This window comes from Amycolatopsis sp. SID8362 (assembly GCF_010550475.1).
GTDB classification, from domain to species: Bacteria; Actinomycetota; Actinomycetes; order Mycobacteriales; family Pseudonocardiaceae; genus Amycolatopsis; species Amycolatopsis eburnea.
Genome location: NZ_JAAGNB010000030.1, coordinates 1 through 1,590, shown reverse-complemented (window position 1 = coordinate 1,590; position 1,590 = coordinate 1). Strand labels below are relative to the sequence as shown.

Annotated in this window: 2 protein-coding genes and 1 pseudogene; 1 reads left to right on the top strand and 2 read right to left on the bottom strand. The window is 74.7% G+C overall.

Annotated features, from left to right (window positions below; translation table 11 throughout):
• Both G3I65_RS01310 and G3I65_RS01305 read right to left on the bottom strand, forming a co-directional pair.
• Positions 1-264 (bottom strand): annotated as a pseudogene (locus G3I65_RS01310) (ABC transporter permease); the annotation flags it as partial.
• Between the two features lie 2 nt (positions 265-266).
• Positions 267-1,001: an ABC transporter ATP-binding protein gene (locus G3I65_RS01305; protein ID WP_160693946.1), complete on the bottom strand. Its 735-nt coding sequence runs from the start codon at positions 999-1,001 to the stop codon at positions 267-269.
• Positions 1,002-1,126: 125 nt separating this feature from the next.
• Here G3I65_RS01305 and G3I65_RS01300 point away from each other — a divergent pair.
• On the top strand, positions 1,127-1,590 hold a 464-nt coding region (locus G3I65_RS01300), incomplete at its 3' end, for a sensor domain-containing protein (protein WP_309235228.1).

Below are 1,590 nucleotides of genomic sequence, written 5' to 3'. Positions count from 1 at the left end.
CCCGGCCAGCTCGGCCGGGACCGCGGGCTGCTCGCCGACCTGCTCGAACGAGAGCGCGTCGGCCCCGGGCGGGCGCACGGTCTGGGCCCCGCCGACGACGACAGCCGCGGCGGCGTACCGCTGGGTGGGGACCCCGGCCCGCAGGCCGGATTCCATGAGGACCCCGCAGGCCGCCACGAGGGCGGTCCCGCACAGGATCGCGATGAAGGCGCCGGCGAACCCGCCGAGCCTGCTCCGGATCGTCTGCCAGGCGAGGGACAGCACGCTCACCACTCCCCGAGGTGCGTCATCCGCTCCGCGACCCGCTCGGGGGTCGGGTGCGGGAGGTGACCGGCCAGCTTGCCGTCGGCCAGGAACAGCACGCCGTGCGCGGCCGAAGCCGCGACCGGGTCGTGGGTGACCATCAGGACGGTCTGCCCCATGCCCTCGACGACGTCGCGGAGCAGGTCCAGCACCTGCCGCCCGGTGCGGGTGTCGAGCGCGCCGGTCGGTTCGTCGGCCAGCACCGCCTCGGGCCGGGTGACGAGCGCCCGCGCGATCGCGACGCGCTGCTGCTGCCCGCCGGACAGCTCGGCCGGCCGGTGTTCCAGCCGCTTCGCGATGCCGACGCCCTCGACGACCTCGCGCAGCCACCGCGGGTCCGGCTTCTGCCCGGCCAGCCGCAGCGGCAGCGTGATGTTCTGCAGCACGTTCAGCGCCGGCAGCAGGTTGTAGGCCTGGAAGACGAACCCGATCCGGGTCCGCCGCAGCCGCGTCAGCGCGCTCTCCTTGAGCCTGCCGATTTCGGTGCCGCCCAGCAGCACCCGCCCCGACGTCGGCCGGTCCAACCCGGCCGCGCAGTGCAGGAAGGTGCTCTTGCCGGAGCCGGACGGCCCCATCACCGCGGTGAACGAGCCCCGCGCCACCCCCGCCGAGACCCCGTCGAGCGCGGTGACCGCGCCGTCACCGGAGCCATACACCTTCCGCACGCCGGCCAGCTCCACGGCATACGCTGTCGTCATCGTGTTCCCCTTTGCTTGCGTCCCAACGAAAACTAGGCGGCTGGGACCGCGGGTTCGATCCCGTGGACGGGTGGATCGGGGGTAGCGCCAGCACCACCACGGCGGTGGGGTGGGACACTGGCGGCGTGACGACCCGCCTGCGCGAGTGCTGGTCGGCGGCTCGTTACCTCGTGGTCGGCGCCGGCACGTCGCTGTTGTCGATCTTCGCCCTCGTGGGGCTCTTCGCCGTGCTCCTGCTGTGCCCGTTCGGCGTCGGGATCCCGTCGCTGGCCCCGGCGATCCGGCTGTCGCGGTGGCCCATCGGGGTCGACCGCCGCCGGGCCGCGCGAGCGCTCGGCACCCCGATCCCCGAGCCCTACCGGGACGGCTCCCCGCTGAAGGACCCGGCCACCCGCCGCGACCTCGCGTGGCTCGCGATCCACGCCGCGACCGGGCTGTTCCTCGGCTCGCTGGCGGTCGGGCTCCCGCTCGGCGTGGTCCAGCAGCTCGTCACGGCGTTCGGGTGGCCCGCGGTGCCCGGCGGGATCGAAGGTTCGGTCGGGCTGGTCGTGAACTCGTGGCCGCGCGCCGGGCTGACGCTCCTCGTCGC

What these genes read in the sequence shown, in the direction of transcription:
- G3I65_RS01305 (WP_160693946.1), bottom strand. Translation starts at nt 1,001, where the DNA reads ATGACGACAGCGTATGCCGTGGAGCTGGCCGGCGTGCGGAAGGTGTAT.